The 17,721-nt window shown below is 71.2% G+C and carries 14 protein-coding genes; 1 reads left to right on the top strand and 13 read right to left on the bottom strand.

Annotated features, from left to right (window positions below):
- Positions 1-229: 229 nt before the first annotated feature.
- The 10 genes from OG370_RS30535 to OG370_RS30490 all read right to left on the bottom strand — a co-directional run bounded on the left by OG370_RS30535 (position 230) and on the right by OG370_RS30490 (position 12,394).
- The gene (locus OG370_RS30535) at positions 230-442 is read right to left on the bottom strand and encodes an acyl-CoA carboxylase epsilon subunit (RefSeq protein WP_328474564.1); all 213 of its coding nucleotides are present in this window, start codon (positions 440-442) and stop codon (positions 230-232) included.
- Between the two features lie 122 nt (positions 443-564).
- Positions 565-2,148, bottom strand: coding sequence for an acyl-CoA carboxylase subunit beta (locus tag OG370_RS30530; RefSeq protein ID WP_328469891.1), 1,584 nt, complete (start codon positions 2,146-2,148; stop codon positions 565-567).
- Between the two features lie 169 nt (positions 2,149-2,317).
- Positions 2,318-3,220 (bottom strand): HpcH/HpaI aldolase/citrate lyase family protein, encoded by a 903-nt coding sequence (locus OG370_RS30525; protein ID WP_328469889.1) that lies wholly within the window; start codon positions 3,218-3,220, stop codon positions 2,318-2,320.
- Positions 3,217-4,299 carry an HpcH/HpaI aldolase/citrate lyase family protein gene (locus OG370_RS30520; protein WP_328469887.1) on the bottom strand — a complete coding sequence of 361 codons (1,083 nt, stop codon included), beginning with the start codon at positions 4,297-4,299 and terminating at the stop codon, positions 3,217-3,219. The genes OG370_RS30525 and OG370_RS30520 overlap by 4 nt, the downstream gene beginning before the upstream one ends.
- Positions 4,300-4,364: 65 nt before the next feature.
- Positions 4,365-4,862: a GNAT family N-acetyltransferase gene (locus OG370_RS30515; protein ID WP_328469885.1), complete on the bottom strand. Its 498-nt coding sequence runs from the start codon at positions 4,860-4,862 to the stop codon at positions 4,365-4,367.
- Between the two features lie 114 nt (positions 4,863-4,976).
- Positions 4,977-6,587 (bottom strand): citramalate synthase, encoded by a 1,611-nt coding sequence (cimA, locus tag OG370_RS30510; RefSeq protein ID WP_328469883.1) that lies wholly within the window; start codon positions 6,585-6,587, stop codon positions 4,977-4,979.
- A 355-nt stretch (positions 6,588-6,942) separates the two neighbouring features.
- Positions 6,943-8,031, bottom strand: coding sequence for a branched-chain amino acid aminotransferase (locus OG370_RS30505; RefSeq protein ID WP_328469881.1), 1,089 nt, complete (start codon positions 8,029-8,031; stop codon positions 6,943-6,945).
- A 137-nt stretch (positions 8,032-8,168) separates the two neighbouring features.
- Positions 8,169-9,212 carry a 3-isopropylmalate dehydrogenase gene (locus OG370_RS30500; protein ID WP_328469879.1) on the bottom strand — a complete coding sequence of 348 codons (1,044 nt, stop codon included), beginning with the start codon at positions 9,210-9,212 and terminating at the stop codon, positions 8,169-8,171.
- Positions 9,213-9,797: 585 nt separating this feature from the next.
- On the bottom strand, positions 9,798-11,438 hold the full coding sequence (gene pruA / locus OG370_RS30495) for an L-glutamate gamma-semialdehyde dehydrogenase (protein ID WP_328469877.1): 1,641 nt from the start codon (positions 11,436-11,438) through the stop codon (positions 9,798-9,800).
- 26 nt (positions 11,439-11,464) lie between these two features.
- Entirely contained in the window at positions 11,465-12,394 is a 930-nt protein-coding gene (locus OG370_RS30490) for a proline dehydrogenase family protein (protein ID WP_328469875.1), read from the bottom strand.
- A gap of 189 nt (positions 12,395-12,583) precedes the next feature.
- Between OG370_RS30490 and OG370_RS30485 the strand changes: the two genes are divergently transcribed.
- Positions 12,584-13,897, top strand: a complete 1,314-nt coding sequence (locus tag OG370_RS30485; protein WP_328469873.1) for a PucR family transcriptional regulator — start codon at positions 12,584-12,586, stop codon at positions 13,895-13,897.
- Between the two features lie 30 nt (positions 13,898-13,927).
- Here OG370_RS30485 and OG370_RS30480 read toward each other — a convergent pair whose 3' ends face one another.
- The 3 genes from OG370_RS30480 to ilvC all read right to left on the bottom strand — a co-directional run bounded on the left by OG370_RS30480 (position 13,928) and on the right by ilvC (position 17,631).
- The gene (locus tag OG370_RS30480; RefSeq protein WP_328474562.1) at positions 13,928-14,515 is read right to left on the bottom strand and encodes a Uma2 family endonuclease; all 588 of its coding nucleotides are present in this window, start codon (positions 14,513-14,515) and stop codon (positions 13,928-13,930) included.
- Positions 14,516-14,663: 148 nt separating this feature from the next.
- The gene (gene serA, locus OG370_RS30475; protein ID WP_328469871.1) at positions 14,664-16,256 is read right to left on the bottom strand and encodes a phosphoglycerate dehydrogenase; all 1,593 of its coding nucleotides are present in this window, start codon (positions 16,254-16,256) and stop codon (positions 14,664-14,666) included.
- A gap of 376 nt (positions 16,257-16,632) precedes the next feature.
- Positions 16,633-17,631 (bottom strand): ketol-acid reductoisomerase, encoded by a 999-nt coding sequence (ilvC, locus tag OG370_RS30470; RefSeq protein ID WP_328469869.1) that lies wholly within the window; start codon positions 17,629-17,631, stop codon positions 16,633-16,635.
- Positions 17,632-17,721 lie beyond the last annotated feature (90 nt).

The raw sequence follows: 17,721 nt of genomic DNA, 5'->3' as shown, positions 1-17,721 counted from the left end.
CCCCGTCCTGTGTGACACGGGACCTTGCGCATGGTGGGTGGCTTGTCGCGCAGTTCTCCCCCAGAGCTTCGCCTGGGAGGTGCCCCCACGCGCCCCTGAGTATGTGCGGCTTCTCGCATGCTTGCCCCGGGAGTACCCGGGCAAATCCAGGGGCGCGGGAACTGCGCGAGCCCCCCGGCAGGTGGTCCCTGAACCGACAGAACGCACCACCCCGGGGGGTCAGGGGCCGTCAGCCCTGCCAGGAGTGGGGGGCGCGGAAGCCCGGGGTGCGCTCGAGACGCCGCCAGCCGGCCGTGGAACGCACCGGCGCGGTGTGCGCGGCCTCATCCGCACCGCCGGCCGCGGCACGCGCCAGCAGCAGCGCGGTGAGCGCGGCGAGCTCCTCGGGGTCCGCGTGACCCTTCTCGACGCGCACCAGCGAATCCGTGGGAGTGCTCACGATGGTCTCCAAGGGTGAACCGCCGGGCAGCTTGCCGAGGTGGTCCGGGTCGTTCGGATGATCGGGGTCGGCCGGAGTGTGCGCCGCGTTCAGGAACGTGGCGCTCACCGGCTGCGGTCGAGGGATCACTGCGGCGGGTTGCCGTGCTTGCGGGACGGCAGGTCGGCGTGCTTCGTGCGGAGCATGGCCAGCGAGCCGGCCAGCACCTCACGCGTCTCGGCCGGGTCGATCACGTCGTGCACCAGGCCGCGCTCGGCGGCGTAGTACGGGTGCATCAGCTCGGCCTTGTACTCCTTGACCATCCGGGTCCGCATCGCCTCCGGATCGTCGGCGTCGGCGATCTGCCGACGGAAGATCACGTTCGCCGCGCCCTCCGCGCCCATCACCGCGATCTCGTTCGTCGGCCACGCGAACGTCAGGTCCGCGCCGATCGACTGCGAGTCCATCACGATGTAGGCACCGCCGTACGCCTTCCGGAGGATCAGCGAGATCCGGGGGACGGTGGCGTTGCAGTAGGCGTAGAGCAGCTTGGCGCCGTGCCGGATGATTCCACCGTGCTCCTGAGCGACGCCGGGCAGGAAGCCGGGTACGTCCAGAAGAGTGATGATCGGGATGTTGAACGCGTCGCACATCTGTACGAAGCGGGCCGCCTTCTCGGACGCCTCGATGTCGAGCACACCGGCGAGCGAGGCGGGCTGGTTGGCGACGATGCCGACCACCTGGCCGTCGATCCGGGTGAGCGCCACGATGATGTTGGTGGCCCAGCGCTCGTGGATCTCCAGGTACTCGCCGTCGTCGACGATCTCCTCGATCACCTTGTGCATGTCGTACGACCGGTTGCCGTCGGCCGGCACCAGGTCGAGCAGCACGTCGCTGCGGCGGTCCACCGGGTCCTGGTTCTCCGCCGCCGGCGGGTTCTCCCGGTTGTTCTGCGGCAGCAGCGAGAGCAGGTAGCGGACCTCCTCCAGGCAGGTCTGCTCGTCGTCATAGGCGAAGTGCGACACGCCGGAGACCGCCGAGTGCACGTCGGCGCCGCCCAGGCCGTTCTGGCTGATCTCCTCGCCGGTCACCGCCTGCACCACGTCGGGGCCGGTGATGAACATCTGCGAGGTCTCCCGCACCATGAACACGAAGTCCGTGAGCGCCGGGGAGTAGGCCGCGCCGCCCGCGCACGGGCCGAGCATCACCGAGATCTGCGGGATGACGCCGGAGGCGCGGGTGTTGCGCTGGAAGATCCCGCCGTACCCGGCGAGCGCCGAGACGCCCTCCTGGATACGGGCGCCCGCGCCGTCGTTCAGCGACACCAGCGGCGCGCCGGCCGAGATCGCCATGTCCATGATCTTGTGGATCTTCTGCGCGTGCGCCTCGCCCAGCGCGCCGCCGAAGATCCGGAAGTCGTGCGCGTACACGAACACGGTCCGGTCGTGCACGGTGCCCCACCCGGTGATCACACCGTCGGTGTACGGCCGCTTCGCCTCCAGCCCGAAGCCCGTGGCCCGGTGCCGGCGCAGCGGCTCCACCTCACGGAACGAGCCCTCGTCCAGCAGCAGTTCGATCCGCTCGCGCGCGGTCAGCTTCCCCTTCGCCCGCTGCGCCTCCGTGGCCTTCTCGCTGGGCCCCCGACGCACCTCCTCGCGGATCGCACGAAGCTCCACGACGCGCCCCCGGGCGTCGTTCGCCGGGACGGGCAGCTCTTGCGATGTGGTCATGTATTGACAGTACGAGCGTGCGGGGTCGGAACGGGCCATCTACTTCGTACAGTGTCCACCGGCTCTGCCTGGTGGGTCTCGACAGACGGCGAGGTGGGGCGGGGTCCGGAGGCCCGGGCCGGAGCCCGCCCCGTTTGGCGGGTTCATGCCGCCAAGGCGGTGATCGCCGTCAGCGTCCGGCGACGGCCTCGGCCAGCGCGAGTACCCGCCGGGCCTCCTCGACGTGCAGGTTCTCGATCATCCGGCCGTCCACGGTGACCACGCCGCGCCCCTGTGACGTGGCCTCTTCGAAGGCGGCGATGATCCGCCCGGAGCGCTCGATCTCCGCCGGGGTGGGCGCGAAGATCCGGTTGCAGGGTTCGAGCTGCTTCGGGTGGATCAGGGTCTTGCCGTCGAAGCCGAACTGCCGGGCTTGGAGGGTCTCCGCCTCGAAGCCGCTCAGATCGTGGACGTCGTTGTAGACACCGTCCAAGATGACCTTGCCCGCGGCGCGGGCGGCGAGCAGGGCGAGCGACAGCCCGGCGAGCAGCGGGGCCCGGCCGGGGACGTGCTCGGCGTGCAGTTCCTTGGCGAGGTCGTTGGTGCCCATCACCAGGACGGTCAGCCGCGGTGACGCCTCGGCGATGGCCCGCGCGTCGAAGAGCGCCGCCGGCGTCTCCAGCATCGCCCAGACGGCGGTCCGCTCCGGGGCGCCGGCCGCCTCCAGTGCCGCCTCGACCTCCCGAACGGTCCGCGCGGAGTCCACCTTGGGGACGACGACGGCGTCCGGGCCGGCCGCGGCGGCGGCCTTGAGGTCGTCGGCGTGCCAGGGGGTGCCGGGGGCGTTGACCCGGATGGTGACCTCGCGGTGGCCGTACGCGCCGCTCGCCGCGGCGGCCGCCACCCGCTCACGGGCCTCGGCCTTCGCGTCGGGGGCGACGGAGTCCTCCAGGTCCAGGATGAGCGCGTCGGTGGGGAGGGTCCTGGCCTTCTCCAGGGCGCGCTCGTTGGCGCCGGGCATGTAGAGCACCGAGCGGCGCGGGCGCGGGGCGGAATCGGAAGCGCTCGCGGAGAGGTCGGCGGAGGTGCTCATCGGGCGGCCTCCTCGGCGGCGGCGGTGGCGGCGGCGTAAGCGCGGGCGAGTTCGGGGTCGCGGGCGGCGAGCGCGTCCGCCAGTTCGGCGACCACCCGGCACTGCTTGTAGGTGGCGTCGTCCTGCATCTTGCCGTCGATCATCACCGCGCCGGTGCCGTCGCCCATCGCCTCGATCACCCGGCGGGCCCAGGCGACGTCCTCGGGGGCGGGCGAGAAGACCCGCTTGGCGATGTCGATCTGCACCGGGTGCAGGGACCAGGCGCCGACGCAGCCGAGCAGGAAGGCGTTGCGGAACTGGTCCTCGCACCCGGTGACGTCCTTGATGTCCCCGAACGGCCCGTAGTACGGCAGGATGCCGTTCGCGGCGCACGCGTCGACCATCCGGGCGATCGTGTAGTGCCACAGGTCCTGCTGGTAGGTGGGCCGGGGGGCGTCGACCGGGGCACCCGCGGCGGGGTCCTCGCGCACCAGGTAGCCGGGGTGGCCGCCGCCGACCCGGGTGGTCTTCATCCGGCGGCTGGCGGCCAGGTCGGCCGGGCCGAGCGACATGCCCTGCATCCGGGGGCTGGCGGCGGCGATCTCCTCGACGTTGCCCACACCGGCCGCGGTCTCCAGGATCGCGTGCACCAGGATCGGCCGGGTCAGCCCGGCCTTCGCCTCCAGCTGGGCGAGCAGTCGGTCGACGTAGTGGATGTCGTGGGCGCCCTCGACCTTCGGCACCATCACGACGTCGAGCCGGTCGCCGATCTCGGCGCCGAGGGTGAGCAGGTCGTCCAGCGCCCAGGGCGAGTCGAGGCTGTTGATCCGGGTCCACAGCTGGGTGTCGCCGAAGTCGGTGGCCCGGGCGATCTTCACCAGGCCGGCCCGGGCCGCCTCCTTGCGGTCGGCCGGGACCGCGTCCTCCAGGTTGCCCAGCAGCACGTCGACCTTCGGCGCGATCGACGGCATCTTGGCCGCCATCTTCTCGTTGCCCGGGTCGAAGAAGTGGATCATTCGCGAGGGGCGGAACGGCACGTCCCTGACGGGGGCCGGCGCCCCCACGGCCAGCGGGCGGAAGAAGTCCTTCGCCGAGCGCATGCGATCTCCCGGTGGTGTCGGGTCGAGGGTGTGGCGCTCACCCTACGACCGCGAGCGCCCGACGGTTACCCGTCAGTAGATGTGCCGTTGGTCACCGGGGTCCAGCGCAGCGTCATATCCGGTTCACGCTCCATGTTCCGCGAACCGTCGTTCAGATCCACCACCGTGAAGCCGTGGCGCGCGTAGAACGCCCGCGCGTCGGTGTTGCGCTGGAAGACGTGCAGGTCCAGCCGGTCCGGCCGGTGCTCCTTCGCCCGGGCCAGCAGCAGCGAGCCGATGCCGCGCCGCCGCACCTCCGGCAGCAGGTACAGGTGCTCCAGCCACTCCCCCTCCACCGCCGCGTAGCCCAGCACCGCGCCGCCGGCGTCCACCGCGACCCACACGTCCGCCTCGATGAGCACCACTTCGCGCACCCAGCGCTCCACCTCCGCGTCGGTGCGCTTGCGCGGCGGCAGCCACGGCATCGCGACCTCGCGCGAGGTGATGTGCGCCCGCGCGATGGCGGCGGCGTCGGCGGCCTCGGCCGGGCGTACGACGATCTTCTCTTCCACGGTCTCCGTCACGCCCCGCAGGTTAGGGCCCCGCGGCCGCCGGATCGACCGGTTTTCCCGCGGCGGAGGTGGCGGGGGTACGGCGGGGCAGCCGCGGGGCCCTGACCTGCGGCCCTACCCGGGCCCCTAGTCCTGCGGCTCCAGGCCGGCCCGGATCAGGCCGTAGGCGCAGGCGTCCTCGAGTGCCTGCCAGGACGCGGCGATGACGTTGTCGGCGACGCCGACCGTGGACCACTCGGCCGCGCCGTCGGACGTGGTGATGAGGACCCGGGTGGTGGAGTCGGTGCCGGAACGGCCTTCGAGGATACGGACCCGGTAGTCGACCAGCGCGAACGTGCCGAGCTGCGGGTAGATCTGCTCCAGCGCCACCCGCAGGGCGCGGTCGAGCGCGTTGACCGGGCCGTTGCCCTCGGCGGTGGCGACGATCCGCTCGCCCTTCGCCCACAGCTTCACGGTGGCCTCGTTGGCGTGCGAGCCGTCGGGGCGGTCCTCGGTGATGGCGCGCCAGGACTCGGTGCGGAAGAAGCGCCGCGGCCCGTCCGGCCGGCCGGCCTGGAGTTCGTCGCGCAGCAGCAGCGCGAAGGAGGCGTCGGCGGCCTCGTACGTGTAGCCCTTCAGCTCACGCTCCTTGACCCGGGCCACCACCCGGCCGACCAACTCGCGGTCGCCGCCGAGGTCGATGCCGAGTTCCTTGCCCTTCAGCTCGATCGAGGCGCGGCCGGCCATGTCGGAGACCAGCATCCGCATGGTGTTGCCGACCCGCTCGGGGTCGATGTGCTGGTAGAGGTCCGGGTCGACCTTGATCGCGGAGGCGTGCAGCCCGGCCTTGTGCGCGAACGCGGACACGCCCACGTACGGCTGGTGCGTGGAGGAGGGCAGGTTGACGATCTCGGCGATGGCGTGCGAGATCCGGGTCATCTCGCCGAGCGCGCCCTCGGGCAGCACCCGCCGGTCGTGCTTGAGTTCCAGCGCGGCGGCGACCGGGAAGAGGTTGGCGTTGCCGACCCGCTCGCCGTAGCCGTTGGCGGTGCACTGCACGTGCGTGGCGCCGGCGTCCACCGCGGCAAGGGTGTTGGCGACCGCGCAGCCGGTGTCGTCCTGGGCGTGCATGCCGAGCCGCGCGCCGGTGTCGGCGAGCACCTGCGCGGTGATCGCCTGCACCTGCTTGGGCAGCATCCCGCCGTTGGTGTCGCAGAGCACCACCACGGACGCGCCGGCCTCGTGCGCGGCGCTGACCACGGCGGTGGCGTACGCCGGGTTGGCCCGGTAGCCGTCGAAGAAGTGCTCGCAGTCCACGAAGACCCGGCGGCCCTGGGCGACGAGGTGCGCGACGGTGTCGCGGACCATCTCCAGGTTCTCCTCCAGCGTGGTGCGCAGTGCCAGTTCCACGTGCCGGTCATGGGACTTGGCGACCAGCGTGATGACCGGCGCGCCGGACTCCAGCAGCGCGTTGACCTGCGGGTCGTCGGCGGCCTTGGCGCCCGGGCGGCGGGTGGCGCCGAACGCCACCAGCGTGGCGTGCTCCAGCTCCAGCTCGGCGGCGGCCCGGGCGAAGAACTCGGTGTCGCGGGGGTTGGCACCGGGCCAGCCGCCCTCGATGAAGCCCACACCGAAGTCGTCCAGGTGCCGCGCGATGCTCAGCTTGTCGGCGACGGTGAGGTTGATGCCCTCGCGCTGCGCGCCGTCGCGCAGCGTGGTGTCGAAGACGTGGAAGCTGTCGTCGGGTTCGGCGGTCATGGCAGTTGCAACTCCTGTCGGGTGGGTGGGGTTACCCCCGAACGGCGTTCACCATCCGGAGGTTCCGACTCCACTTGCCCCCAGTCTCCTCGTGCGCTCCCGCCTCCGGCGCGGGTGGGCCGGGAAACGAAAAAACCCCTCGCGGATGCGAGAGGTCTGCACGCGGGTCTGAGGCACGGTGGCGTTCCACTTGGGTTCAGCGGAAGCGTCACTGCGGACCGGCGTGCCTGCGGCCAATAATCAGCGTGGCGTACGAGGACACAGCTGCAGTGTGGCACACCTTTCCGCCATTCGGGTTGCCGTCTCACGTTCTGGGCCCCCGCCGCGGAGGCGGGGGCCCAGCGTCTCGGGGGGGCTACACGCCGAGCGGGTGCATCCAGCCGTGCGGGTCGGCGGCCTGGCCCGTCTGGATGTCGAGCAGCGCGGAGCGCAGTCGCATGGTGACCTCGCCCGGACCGCCGTCGCCCACCGTCCAGTTCGCCCGGGTGGACTTGACCGAGCCGACCGGGGTGATCACGGCGGCGGTACCGCAGGCGAACACCTCGGTGAGGGTGCCGTCCTCGTTGCCGTGCTTCCAGTCCTCGACGCTGATCCGGCCCTCGCCGACTTCGTACCCGAGGTCGGCGGCGATGGCGAGCAGCGAGTCCCGGGTGATCCCGGGCAGCAGCGAACCGGTGAGCGAGGGCGTGACGATCCGGTTGCCGTACACGAAGTACAGGTTCATGCCCCCCATCTCCTCGATCCAGCGCCGCTCGATCGCGTCGAGCCAGACCACCTGGTCGCAGCCGTGCTCGATGGCCTGCGCCTGGGCGACGAGGGAGGCCGCGTAGTTGCCGCCGGTCTTGGCCGCGCCGGTGCCGCCGGGGGCCGCGCGGACGTACTCCTCGGAGAGCCAGACCGAGACCGGCTTGACGCCGCCGGAGAAGTAGGCGCCGGCCGGGGAGGCGATGACCAGGAAGAGGTACTCGTCGGCCGGGCGGACACCGAGCCCGACCTCGGTGGCGATCATGAACGGCCGCAGGTAGAGCGAGGCTTCGCCCTCGGTGGGCACCCAGTCCTTGTCCTGGCGGACCAGCACGTCGCACGCCTCGATGAAGGTCTCCACCGGCAGCTCGGGCATCGCCAGCCGCCGCGAGGACGCCTGGAAGCGCAGCGCGTTGGCCTCGGGGCGGAAGGTGGCCACGCCGCCGTCGGGCTGGCGGTACGCCTTGAGGCCCTCGAAGATCGTCTGCGCGTAGTGCAGCGTCATGTTCGCCGGGTCGACCGACAGCGGGGCGTACGGGACGAGCTGGGCGTCGTGCCAGCCGCGGCCGGCAGTCCACCTGATGGTGACCATGTGGTCGGTGAAGTACCGTCCGAAACCGGGGTCGGACAGGATCGCCTCGCGCTCGGCCGCGGGCAGCGGGTGCGAGGAGGGCTTCAACTCGATCGTGGGCGTCGTCATCTTCAGTTCCTTCACCATGTCGCTGACGCCCTTGAACGTACTGCTAGGACGTCCTACTTTCCCGCCGTGCAGCGGCCCCGCCACTGATTATCGCAGCGACGGGGCCGGGTCGTACCTGTGGAGCCGGCTCTGCCGGGTCAGCCGGCCACGCGAGCGGCCAGCGCGTCGCCGATCTGCACCGTGGAGCGGGCCGGGCCGCCGGTGCGTTCGGCCAGGTCGGCCTGGACGGCGGCGTCGATCCGGTCGGCCTCCGCGTCGTAGCCGAGGTGGCGCAGCAGCAGCGCGACGGAGAGCACGGTCGCGGTCGGGTCGGCCTTGGACTGGCCGGCGATGTCCGGGGCCGAGCCGTGCACGGGCTCGAACATCGAGGGGAACTCGCGGCTGGGGTTGATGTTGCCGCTCGCCGCCACGCCGATGCCGCCGGAGACGGCCGCGGCGAGGTCGGTGACGATGTCGCCGAACAGGTTGTCGGTGACGATCACGTCGAACCGCTCGGGCTGCGTGACGAGGAAGATCATGGTGGCGTCGACGTGCAGGTAGTCGGTGCTGACGTCGGGGAACTCCTTGCCGACCGCCTCGAAGACCCGGGTCCACAGGCCGCCGGCGTGCACCAGCACGTTGTTCTTGTGCACCAGGGTGAGCTTCTTGCGCGGGCGGGCCTGGGCACGGGCGTACGCGTCGCGCACCACGCGCTCGATGCCGTACGCGGTGTTGAGGCTCACCTCGGTGGCGACCTCGGCGGGGGTGCCGGTCCTGATCGCGCCGCCGTTGCCGGTGTACGGGCCCTCGGTGCCTTCGCGGACCACCACGAAGTCGATGTCCGGGCTGCCCGCGAGCGGGGTGCCCACGCCGGGGAACAGCTTGCTGGGCCGGAGGTTGACGAAGTGGTCGAAGGCGAACCGCAGCTTCAGCAGGAAACCGCGCTCCAGCACGCCGGACGGCACCGACGGGTCGCCGATCGCCCCGAGCAGGATCGCGTCGTGGGCCTTCAGCTCCGCGAGGTCCGCGTCGGTGAGGGTCTGACCGGTGGCGTGATAGCGCTTGGCGCCGAAGTCGTACTCCTTCGTCTCCAGCTTGGTTTCCTGCGGGAGGGCCGCGGCGAGGACTTTGAGACCCTCGGTGACGACTTCTTGACCGATTCCGTCGCCGGGGATCACTGCGAGGTTGATGCTGCGAGACATGCGGGGCACCCTACTCCGCGTCTTGACCTATGACACGGCATGTCCGCATGTCGGACGCAGGTGTGTGGGTACGGGGTGGGGGGTGGGTACGGCTACGGCTCAGTGCTCGTGGCCGGTGGAGCCGCCGTTGTCGCGGCGGTCCATGGAGCGCTGCAGGGCGCGCAGGGCGTTCTGGCGGGCGGTCTCGTCCATGGTGATCAACTCCATTGGAAAGCGGTGGAGACGGGTGGAGGTGAGACGTGCCATGGAACGCGGGCGGAGAGTCGCGCCGCGGGGGGTGACCCCGCCTGGAGTGCGCCGGACTCCTGTCCGCCGTCCGCTCGATCGAGCGGGAAACGTTCGGCTTCTTCCAAAGCTAGGACACAGCGGACGTCCTGTCGCCAGGATTACTCGGACTTCCTACTATCTGAGACGGCCGGTCGTCCGTTCGGCCCCCCCGCGCTGCGAAAACCGTTTCGGGCAGCCCCAAAAGGGCCGCCCGAAACGGCAGCCCGCGGGGAAGCCACCACGGAGCCCGTCATGGAAGCCGCCCCCGTCTCCACGGGGGTCAGGAGACGGGGGCGGCGGAACGAGGGGCCGAGGTGCTCAGCCCTGGTGCGGGTAGCGGTAGTCGGTCGGCGGGACCAGCGCCTCCTTGATGGCACGGGTCGAGGTCCACCGCAGGAGGTTCTGCGCGGAGCCGGCCTTGTCGTTGGTGCCCGAGGCACGGGCGCCACCGAAGGGCTGCTGGCCGACCACGGCACCGGTCGACTTGTCGTTGATGTAGAAGTTGCCGGCCGCGAAGCGCAGCCGCTCCATCACGTGCGCCACGGCCGCGCGGTCGCGGGCGACGACCGAGCCGGTGAGGGCGTACGGCGCCACGGACTCCATCTGGTCGAGCATCGCGTCGAAGGCCGTGCCGTCGCTGTCGTCGTAGACGTGCACGGCGAGCAGCGGGCCGAAGTACTCCTGGCGGAAGATCTCGTTGCCCGGGTCGGTGCAGAGCAGCACCGTCGGGCGGACGAACCAGCCGACCGAGTCGTCGTACGTGCCGCCGGCCACCACCTCGACGGCCGGGTCGGCCTTGGCGCGCTCGATCGCGGCCTTGTTCTTGGCGAACGCGGCCTCGTCGATGAGGGCGCCGACGAAGTTGGTGAAGTCGGTGACGTCGCCCATGGTGATGCCGTCGACCTCGGCGGCGAACTCCTCCTTGAAGCCGCCCTCCCAGATCGAGCGGGGGATGTAGGCGCGCGAGGAGGCCGAGCACTTCTGGCCCTGGTACTCGAAGGAGCCGCGGGTGAGCGCGGTCTTCAGCACCGCCGGGTCGGCCGACGGGTGGGCGACCACGAAGTCCTTGCCGCCGGTCTCGCCGACGATCCGCGGGTAGGAGCGGTAGCCCTCGATGTTCTCGCCGACCGTGCGCCACAGGTACTGGAAGGTCTTGGTGGAACCGGTGAAGTGGATGCCGGCCAGGTCGGGGTGGGTGAGCGCCACCTCGGAGACGGCCTCGCCGCGCCCGGTGACCAGGTTGATGACACCGTCGGGCAGCCCGGCCTCCTTCAGCAGCCGCATCAGCAGCAGCGCGGAGTGCGTCTGGGTGGGCGCCGGCTTCCACACCACCACGTTGCCCATCAGCGCGGGGGCGGTGGGCAGGTTGCCCGCGATCGCGGTGAAGTTGAACGGCGTGATCGCGTAGACGAAGCCCTCCAGCGGGCGGTGGTCGAGCCGGTTCCACACGCCGGGCGCGTTGGCGACCGGCTGCTCGGCGAGGATCTGCCGGGCGAAGTGGACGTTGAACCGCCAGAAGTCGACGAGCTCGCAGGGGCTGTCGATCTCGGCCTGCTGCACCGTCTTGGACTGGCCGAGCATGGTGGAGGCGACCAGCGTCTCCCGCCAGGGGCCGGCCAGCAGTTCGGCGGCGCGCAGGATGATGGCGGCGCGGTCGTCGAAGGAGGTGGCGCGCCAGGCCGGGGCGGCGGCCAGCGCCGCGTCCACGGCGTCCCGCGCGTCCTGGCTGTCGGCGGCGGCGCCGCTGCCCAGCTTGGCGGCGTGGTTGTGCGGCTGCACCACCTCGAACCGGTCACCGCCGCCCTGCCGTTCCCGGCCGCCGATCACCAGCGGCAGCTCGATCGGGTTGCCGGCCAGCTCCTTGAGCTTCGCTTCGAGCCGAGCGCGTTCCGGGCTGCCGGGCGCGTAGGTGTGCACCGGCTCGTTGACCGGCACGGGGACCTGGGTCACAGCGTCCATGGAGCGTGTCTCCTTGTGGGATCGGTTCAGCGGCTGGGGGCGAAGGAGCGCAGGAAGAAGGCGAGGTTCGCCGGGCGCTCGGCGAGGCGGCGCATGAAGTAGCCGTACCAGTCTGCGCCGTAGGGGACATAGATGCGCATACGCTCTCCGGCCGCCGCGAGTCGCCGCTGCTCGGCGGTGCGGATGCCGTAGAGCATCTGGAACTCGTAGGAGCCGGGCGCGCGGCCGGCGCGGGCGGCGAGGTCCTGGGCGATGGCGATCATGCGCGGGTCGTGCGAGCCGACCATCGGGTAGCCGTCGCCCTCGAAGAGGGTCCGCAGCGCGCGGACGTAGGCGCGGTCGACGGACTTGCGGTCCTGGAAGGCGACGTGCGCGGGCTCCTTGTAGGCGCCCTTGACCAGCCGGACCCGCGAGCCGGCGGTGGCCAGGTCGCGGGCGTCGGCCTCGGTGCGGAAAAGGTACGACTGGAGCACGGCGCCGGTGCGCGGGTGCTCGCGGCGCAGCTCGCGCAGGACGGCCAGCGTCGAGTCGACGGTGGTGTGGTCCTCCATGTCGAGCGTGACGGTGGTGCCGGTCGCGGTGGCGAGTTCGGCGACCGCGCGGACGTTCTCCAGCGCGACGTCGTGGCCGCCGTCGGGCAGCGCCTGGCCGAAGGCGGAGAGCTTCACCGAGACCTCGGCGCGGTCGCCGAGGTCCGCGGCGGCCAGCGTCTCCAGCAGCCGCAGGTAGGCGTCGCGGGTGTGCCGGGCGGTGGCCCGGTCGGTGACGTCCTCGCCGAGGTGGTCGAGGGTGACGTCGAGACCGCTCGCGGTCAGCGCGTGGACGGTGTCCATCGCGGGGTGCAGCGCGTCACCCGCGACGAAGCGCTCGACCACCGGACGGGTGACGGGCGCGGCGGCGACGACGCGGCGCAGCCGGTCGCTGCGCGACGCGGCGAGCAGCACGGGACCGAGCACTGGGAGCCTCCTGGCGGGTGGCGGGACAGCGGAGGGGAAAGGGTTGTGGGTGCGGCGGGGGTACCGCCGCACCGGAGCGGCAGCACGGATCACGTGCCGTCACCGTGAATCTAGGTACCGGCCGCCGCGCGGGCCATCGACACCTGTCACGCATCCGGGTGCGACCCCTCATACATATGTATGAGGGCGATGAGGGAGAATGGACGCGTGGCCGCTGACTACGGTGATTTCCAGGATCTGGTGGACGAGGTCTCGGCGCTGCTCGGGGCGCCCGCGACGCTGGAGGACCGGGACTTCCGGCTGATCGCGTTCGGCGTGCACGACGGCGACGACGAAGCGGCGGTCGACCCGGTGCGGACCCGATCGATCCTGACCCGGCGCTCGACCGCGGAGGTCCGCGCCTGGTTCGAGCGGTTCGGCATCGCCCGCGCCACCGCCCCGATCCGTATCCCCGCGGCCCCCTCGGCGGGCGTCTTCACCGGCCGGCTCTGCCTGCCGGTCCGGCACGGCGGGGTGGTCTACGGCTACGTCTGGCTGCTCGACGAGGCCGACCACTCCCCCGCGCAGCTCAGCGCGGCGATGTCGGTCGCGGCACGGATCGGCGACCGGCTCGCCGCGATGTCGGTGGCCGGGACCGAGGCAGCCCAGGCGCTGCGGGCGCTGCTCACCGGGGCGACCCGGGCCGCTCGGGACACCGCGGAGGACTCGCTGCGCAAGGCGCTGGGCCCGGACGCGGACGAGCCGCACGCGCTGGTGTGCGTGTGGCCGCCGGACCGGGGCGGCAAGCGGCTCGCCGCGTCCCCGCCGGACCGCTGGGCCGAGCACACGGACGACCTGCCGGGCGCGCGTACGGTGCCGGGCGCCGCGGCGATCGTGCGGGTGCCGGGGTGGGGCCGCTGGGAGACGGTCGCGGTGCTGGTACGGCTGCGCTCGCCGCAGGTGCTCGCGCCCGCGCGGACGGCCGCGACCCGGGTGCTGTCCGCGCTCGCGGCGAGCGCGACGGCGAGTGCGGGTGCACGTGCGGGTGAGGCTGCGGGGGCGGGCAGGGACGCGGCCGAGCCAGGCACCGGCACCGGTGCCGCCGAGACGGACGGGCTGGTCGCGGGGGTGAGCGACGCGCGCACCGCGCTGGCCGCGCTGCCCGGGGCCTGGCAGGAGGCGACCGCGTCCGCCCGGGCCGCCCGGGCCCAGCCGCTGCTCGGCCCGATCGCCAAGTGGTCGGGGATCGGCCCGTACCGGCTGCTCACCGCGCTGCCGGCCGACGCCCCACCGGACCCGGCGATCGCTCCTCTGCTCACCGCGGCACACCGCGAACTCGCCCACACCGCCGAGGTGTTCCTCGACCACGCGGGCCAGGCCGGCCGCACCGCCACCGCCCTGGCGATCCACCGCCAGACCCTCTACTACCGGCTGTCCCGCATCGAGCAGCTCACCGGACTCGACCTCTCCGACGGCGAGTCCCGCCTCCTGCTCCACATGGCCCTGAAGGCGGCCCGCCTGTAGAGGGGCGGACCGCACCGCGGTCGTATACGGCTACATGCTGTCGATCTCGGTCAGGTCGATGTCGATGGTGAACGGAGCGGAGAGCTTGAGGCGGTCGTGGTGGATGCCGGTGAGCGCGTACGCGTGGCCGAGCCGGTCCAACTCGTAGGTGTGGACGACTGGACGACCGCTGTCCATCCGCTCGACCAACCAGAAGTGCGGGATGCCCGCGTCTGCATAGAGCTGCGGCTTGCGCGCCCGGTCACGGCCGGCGGACTCCGGCGAGACCACCTCCACGGCGAGGACCACGTCCTCGGCCCGGTAGCTCGTCTCGGCGTGTCCGCCAGCCGGTACCGCCCGTTCGTGCAGCACCGTCAGGTCCGGTTCCGGCCGGTTCTCCCTGTCCAGCACGATGGTCATTTCCCGGCGCACCCTGAGGTCCTTCGGCGCCAAGCCACGAAGTGTGTAGACAAGTAGATCCAAGACCAGAGCGTGAAAACTCTTCTGCGGACTCACGAAAACGAGGCTCCCGTCGATCAGCTCGGTGTGCGGCGGGAGATCGGGGATGCGGTCGAGGTCGTCCGCGGTGAAGCCACCCGGAGGGGGGAAAACCCAGTCCGGGAGTTTTTCGGCAGTCATCTGTCCTCCCATGGACGGGATCTTGTCGGTATTGATCAGATGAACGCCAGAAAACACCGGCGCTACCACCCAAAAGGGTTATTTGTAGTACCGGTGTTCCCTGGTCAGAGCGCTCAAATCAAGCGTACGCGCAATCGTCGTCCGGAATTCAGTCCGTGAGATTGACGGCGCGGGCCGACGTCGCACCGATCTCGTCGGCGATGTCGGTGAGGACACCGGCCGGGATGGTGGAGTCGACGGTCAGCGCCACCAGGGCGTCGCCGCCGGCGGCCGCGCGGGCGACCTGCATGCCGGCGATGTTGACGCCGACCTCACCGAGGATGCGGCCGATGGTGCCGACGATGCCCGGGCGGTCGGTGTAACGCAGGAAGGCCATGTGGTCGGCGAGCGCGAGGTCGACGTCCTCGTCGCCGACCGCGACGACCTTCTGCAGGTTCTTCGGGCCGGCCAACGTGCCGGAGACCGACACCTCGGTGCCGTCGGCGAGGGTGCCGCGCACGGTGACGAGGTTGCGGTGGTTGGGCGACTCGGAGCTGGTGGTGAGACGGACCTCCACCCCGCGCTCCTGCGCGAACAGCGGCGCGTTGACGTACGACACCGTCTCGGCCACGACGTCCTCGAACACGCCCTTGAGCGCGCTGAGTTCGAGCACCTTCACGTCGTGCTGGGTGATCTCGCCGCAGACCTCGACGTCGAGGCGGGCGGCGACCTCGCCGGCCAGCGCGGTGAAGATCCGGCCCAGCTTCTCGGCGAGCGGCAGCCCGGGCTTGACGTCCTCGGCGATGACGCCGCCCTGCACGTTGACCGCGTCCGGGACCAGTTCACCGGCGAGCGCGAGCCGCACCGACTTGGCGACCGCGATGCCCGCCTTCTCCTGCGCCTCGTCGGTGGAGGCGCCCAGGTGCGGGGTCGCCACCACGTTGTCGAACTGGAAGAGCGGGGAGTCGGTGCACGGCTCCTTCGCGTACACGTCCAGGCCCGCGCCGGCCACCCGGCCCTCCTTGAGCGCGGCGGCCAGCGCCTCCTCGTCGACGATCCCGCCCCGCGCGGCGTTGACGATCCGCACCGACGGCTTGACCTTGTGCAGCGCCTCGTCGCCGATCAGGCCGAGCGTCTCGGGGGTCTTCGGCAGGTGGACGGTGATGAAGTCGGAGACCTCCAGCAGCTCGTCCAGGGTGAGCAGCTTGACCCCCATCTGGGCGGCGCGGGCCGGCTGCACGTAGGGGTCGTACGCGACGACGTTCATCCCGAAGGCGGACATCCGCTGGGTGACCAGGACGCCGATCCGGCCCAGGCCCACCACGCCGAGGGTCTTCTCGCTCAGCTCGACGCCGGTGTACTTGTTGCGCTTCCACTCACCGGCCTTCAGCGCCGAGTTGGCGGGCGCGATGTTGCGGGCGGTGGCGATGATCAGGCCGCAGGCGAGCTCGGCGGCGGTGACGATGTTGGAGGTCGGGGCGTTCACGACCATCACGCCGGCCTTGGTGGCGGCGGCCACGTCGACGTTGTCCAGGCCGACGCCCGCGCGGGCGACGACCCGCAGTTTGTTCGCGGCGGCGACCGCCTCGGCGTCGACCTTGGTGGCGCTGCGGATCAGGATGGCGTCGACATCGGTGATCGCGGACAGCAGTTCGGCTCGGTCCGCGCCATTGCAGTGCCGGATCTCGAAATCCGGGCCGAGCGCGTCGACCGTGGCCGGCGACAGCTCTTCTGCGATGAGTACGACAGGCTTCTGGCTCACGTGGTCCTCACTTGTTCCTGCGGGGGCGGCCGGTCCCGTGGGGCCGCTCCGGGGAGGGCGGGGTAGTGGGCTGACGCCTGAGCTCGCGCAGTGGCCGGCCGAGGTACGAGGCCGTCCGCGGAGCGAGTGAACAGGAAGCCCACCCATCAGGGGATGGCATGCCGCGTGGAAGACGCACGACGCTGTGAGCCTGACGCGCTTGTTAAGGGAGTGTATCGGCGGGGTGGACCAGCGCCATCGCCGAAATGGAAGGATCACCCACAAGGGTTGCGTCGCTTCGTACAAACCCCGCCGGTTCTCCCCTGTTCAGGGGACCGGCCGGTGTACGAAGCGACGCTCGTCCGGCATTCGTCCGGGGGGTCGCCCCGGCGCGGCCTTACGCCTCCTCGTCCACCCAGCTCATCAGCTTGCGCAGCTTGCGGCCGGTGGTCTCCAGCAGGTGGCCCTCGTCGGCCTTCTTGTACTCGTTGTACTTCGGCAGGCCCGCGTTGTACTCGGCGATCCAGTTGTTGGCGAAGGTGCCGTCCTGGATCTCGCCGAGGATCTTCTTCATCTCGGCCTTGGTGTTCTCGTTGATGATCCGCGGGCCGGAGACGTAGTCGCCCCACTCGGCGGTCTCGGAGACCGACCAGCGCATCTTCTCCAGGCCGCCCTCGTACATCAGGTCCACGATGAGCTTCAGCTCGTGCAGGCACTCGAAGTACGCGATCTCCGGCTGGTAGCCGGCCTCGACCAGGGTCTCGAAGCCCGCCTTGACCAGCGCGGAGGTGCCGCCGCACAGCACCGCCTGCTCGCCGAAGAGGTCGGTCTCGGTCTCCTCGGTGAAGGTGGTCTTGATGACGCCGGCGCGGGTGCCGCCGATGCCCTTGGCGTACGAGAGCGCGAGCGAGAACGCCTTGCCGGTGGCGTCCTGCTCGACGGCCACGATGCACGGCACGCCGCGGCCTTCCTCGTACTGACGGCGGACCAGGTGGCCCGGGCCCTTCGGGGCCACCATGCAGACGTCCACACCGGCCGGCGGCTTGATGAAGTCGTAGCGGATGTTGAGGCCGTGGCCGAAGAAGATGGCGTCGCCGTCCTTGAGGTTGTCCTTGATGGAGTCCTCGTAGACGCGGGCCTGGATCGGGTCGGGCACCAGGATCATGATGACGTCGGCTTCGGCGGCGGCCTCGGCGACCGTCACCACGCGCAGGCCCTGCTCCTCGGCCTGCGCCTTGGACTTGGAGCCCTCGTGCAGACCGACGCGCACATCGACGCCGGAGTCACGCAGCGACAGCGCGTGGGCGTGGCCCTGGCTGCCGTAGCCGATGACCGCGACCTTGCGGCCCTGGATGATGGACAGGTCGGCGTCGTCGTCGTAGAACAGCTCGGCCACTTCGGGTCTCTCCTTGGATCGGTTGGTACGGCCCACCGTACGACGGGTGGGCGAGAAGGGGTTTCGGGGTCTCGCCATACGGATCGGCCG

The sequence above is a fragment of the Streptomyces sp. NBC_00448 genome, from assembly GCF_036014115.1.
Taxonomy (GTDB): Bacteria; Actinomycetota; Actinomycetes; order Streptomycetales; family Streptomycetaceae; genus Actinacidiphila.
Note: the sequence above shows the minus strand (reverse complement) of the source record. Positions and strands in the feature narration are given on the sequence as shown.

Excerpts from the sequence above, each read along its gene's own strand:
- OG370_RS30525 (WP_328469889.1), bottom strand. The coding sequence starts at position 3,220 with ATGAGCACCTCCGCCGACCTCTCCGCGAGCGCTTCCGATTCCGCCCCG.
- OG370_RS30530 (WP_328469891.1), bottom strand. The coding sequence starts at position 2,148 with ATGACCACATCGCAAGAGCTGCCCGTCCCGGCGAACGACGCCCGGGGG.
- OG370_RS30520 (WP_328469887.1), bottom strand. The coding sequence starts at position 4,299 with ATGCGCTCGGCGAAGGACTTCTTCCGCCCGCTGGCCGTGGGGGCGCCG.
- OG370_RS30500 (WP_328469879.1), bottom strand. The coding sequence starts at position 9,212 with ATGTCTCGCAGCATCAACCTCGCAGTGATCCCCGGCGACGGAATCGGT.
- OG370_RS30505 (WP_328469881.1), bottom strand. The coding sequence starts at position 8,031 with ATGACGACGCCCACGATCGAGTTGAAGCCCTCCTCGCACCCGCTGCCC.
- OG370_RS30480 (WP_328474562.1), bottom strand. The coding sequence starts at position 14,515 with ATGACTGCCGAAAAACTCCCGGACTGGGTTTTCCCCCCTCCGGGTGGC.
- OG370_RS30485 (WP_328469873.1), top strand. The coding sequence starts at position 12,584 with ATGAGGGAGAATGGACGCGTGGCCGCTGACTACGGTGATTTCCAGGAT.
- cimA (WP_328469883.1), bottom strand. The coding sequence starts at position 6,587 with ATGACCGCCGAACCCGACGACAGCTTCCACGTCTTCGACACCACGCTG.
- pruA (WP_328469877.1), bottom strand. The coding sequence starts at position 11,438 with ATGGACGCTGTGACCCAGGTCCCCGTGCCGGTCAACGAGCCGGTGCAC.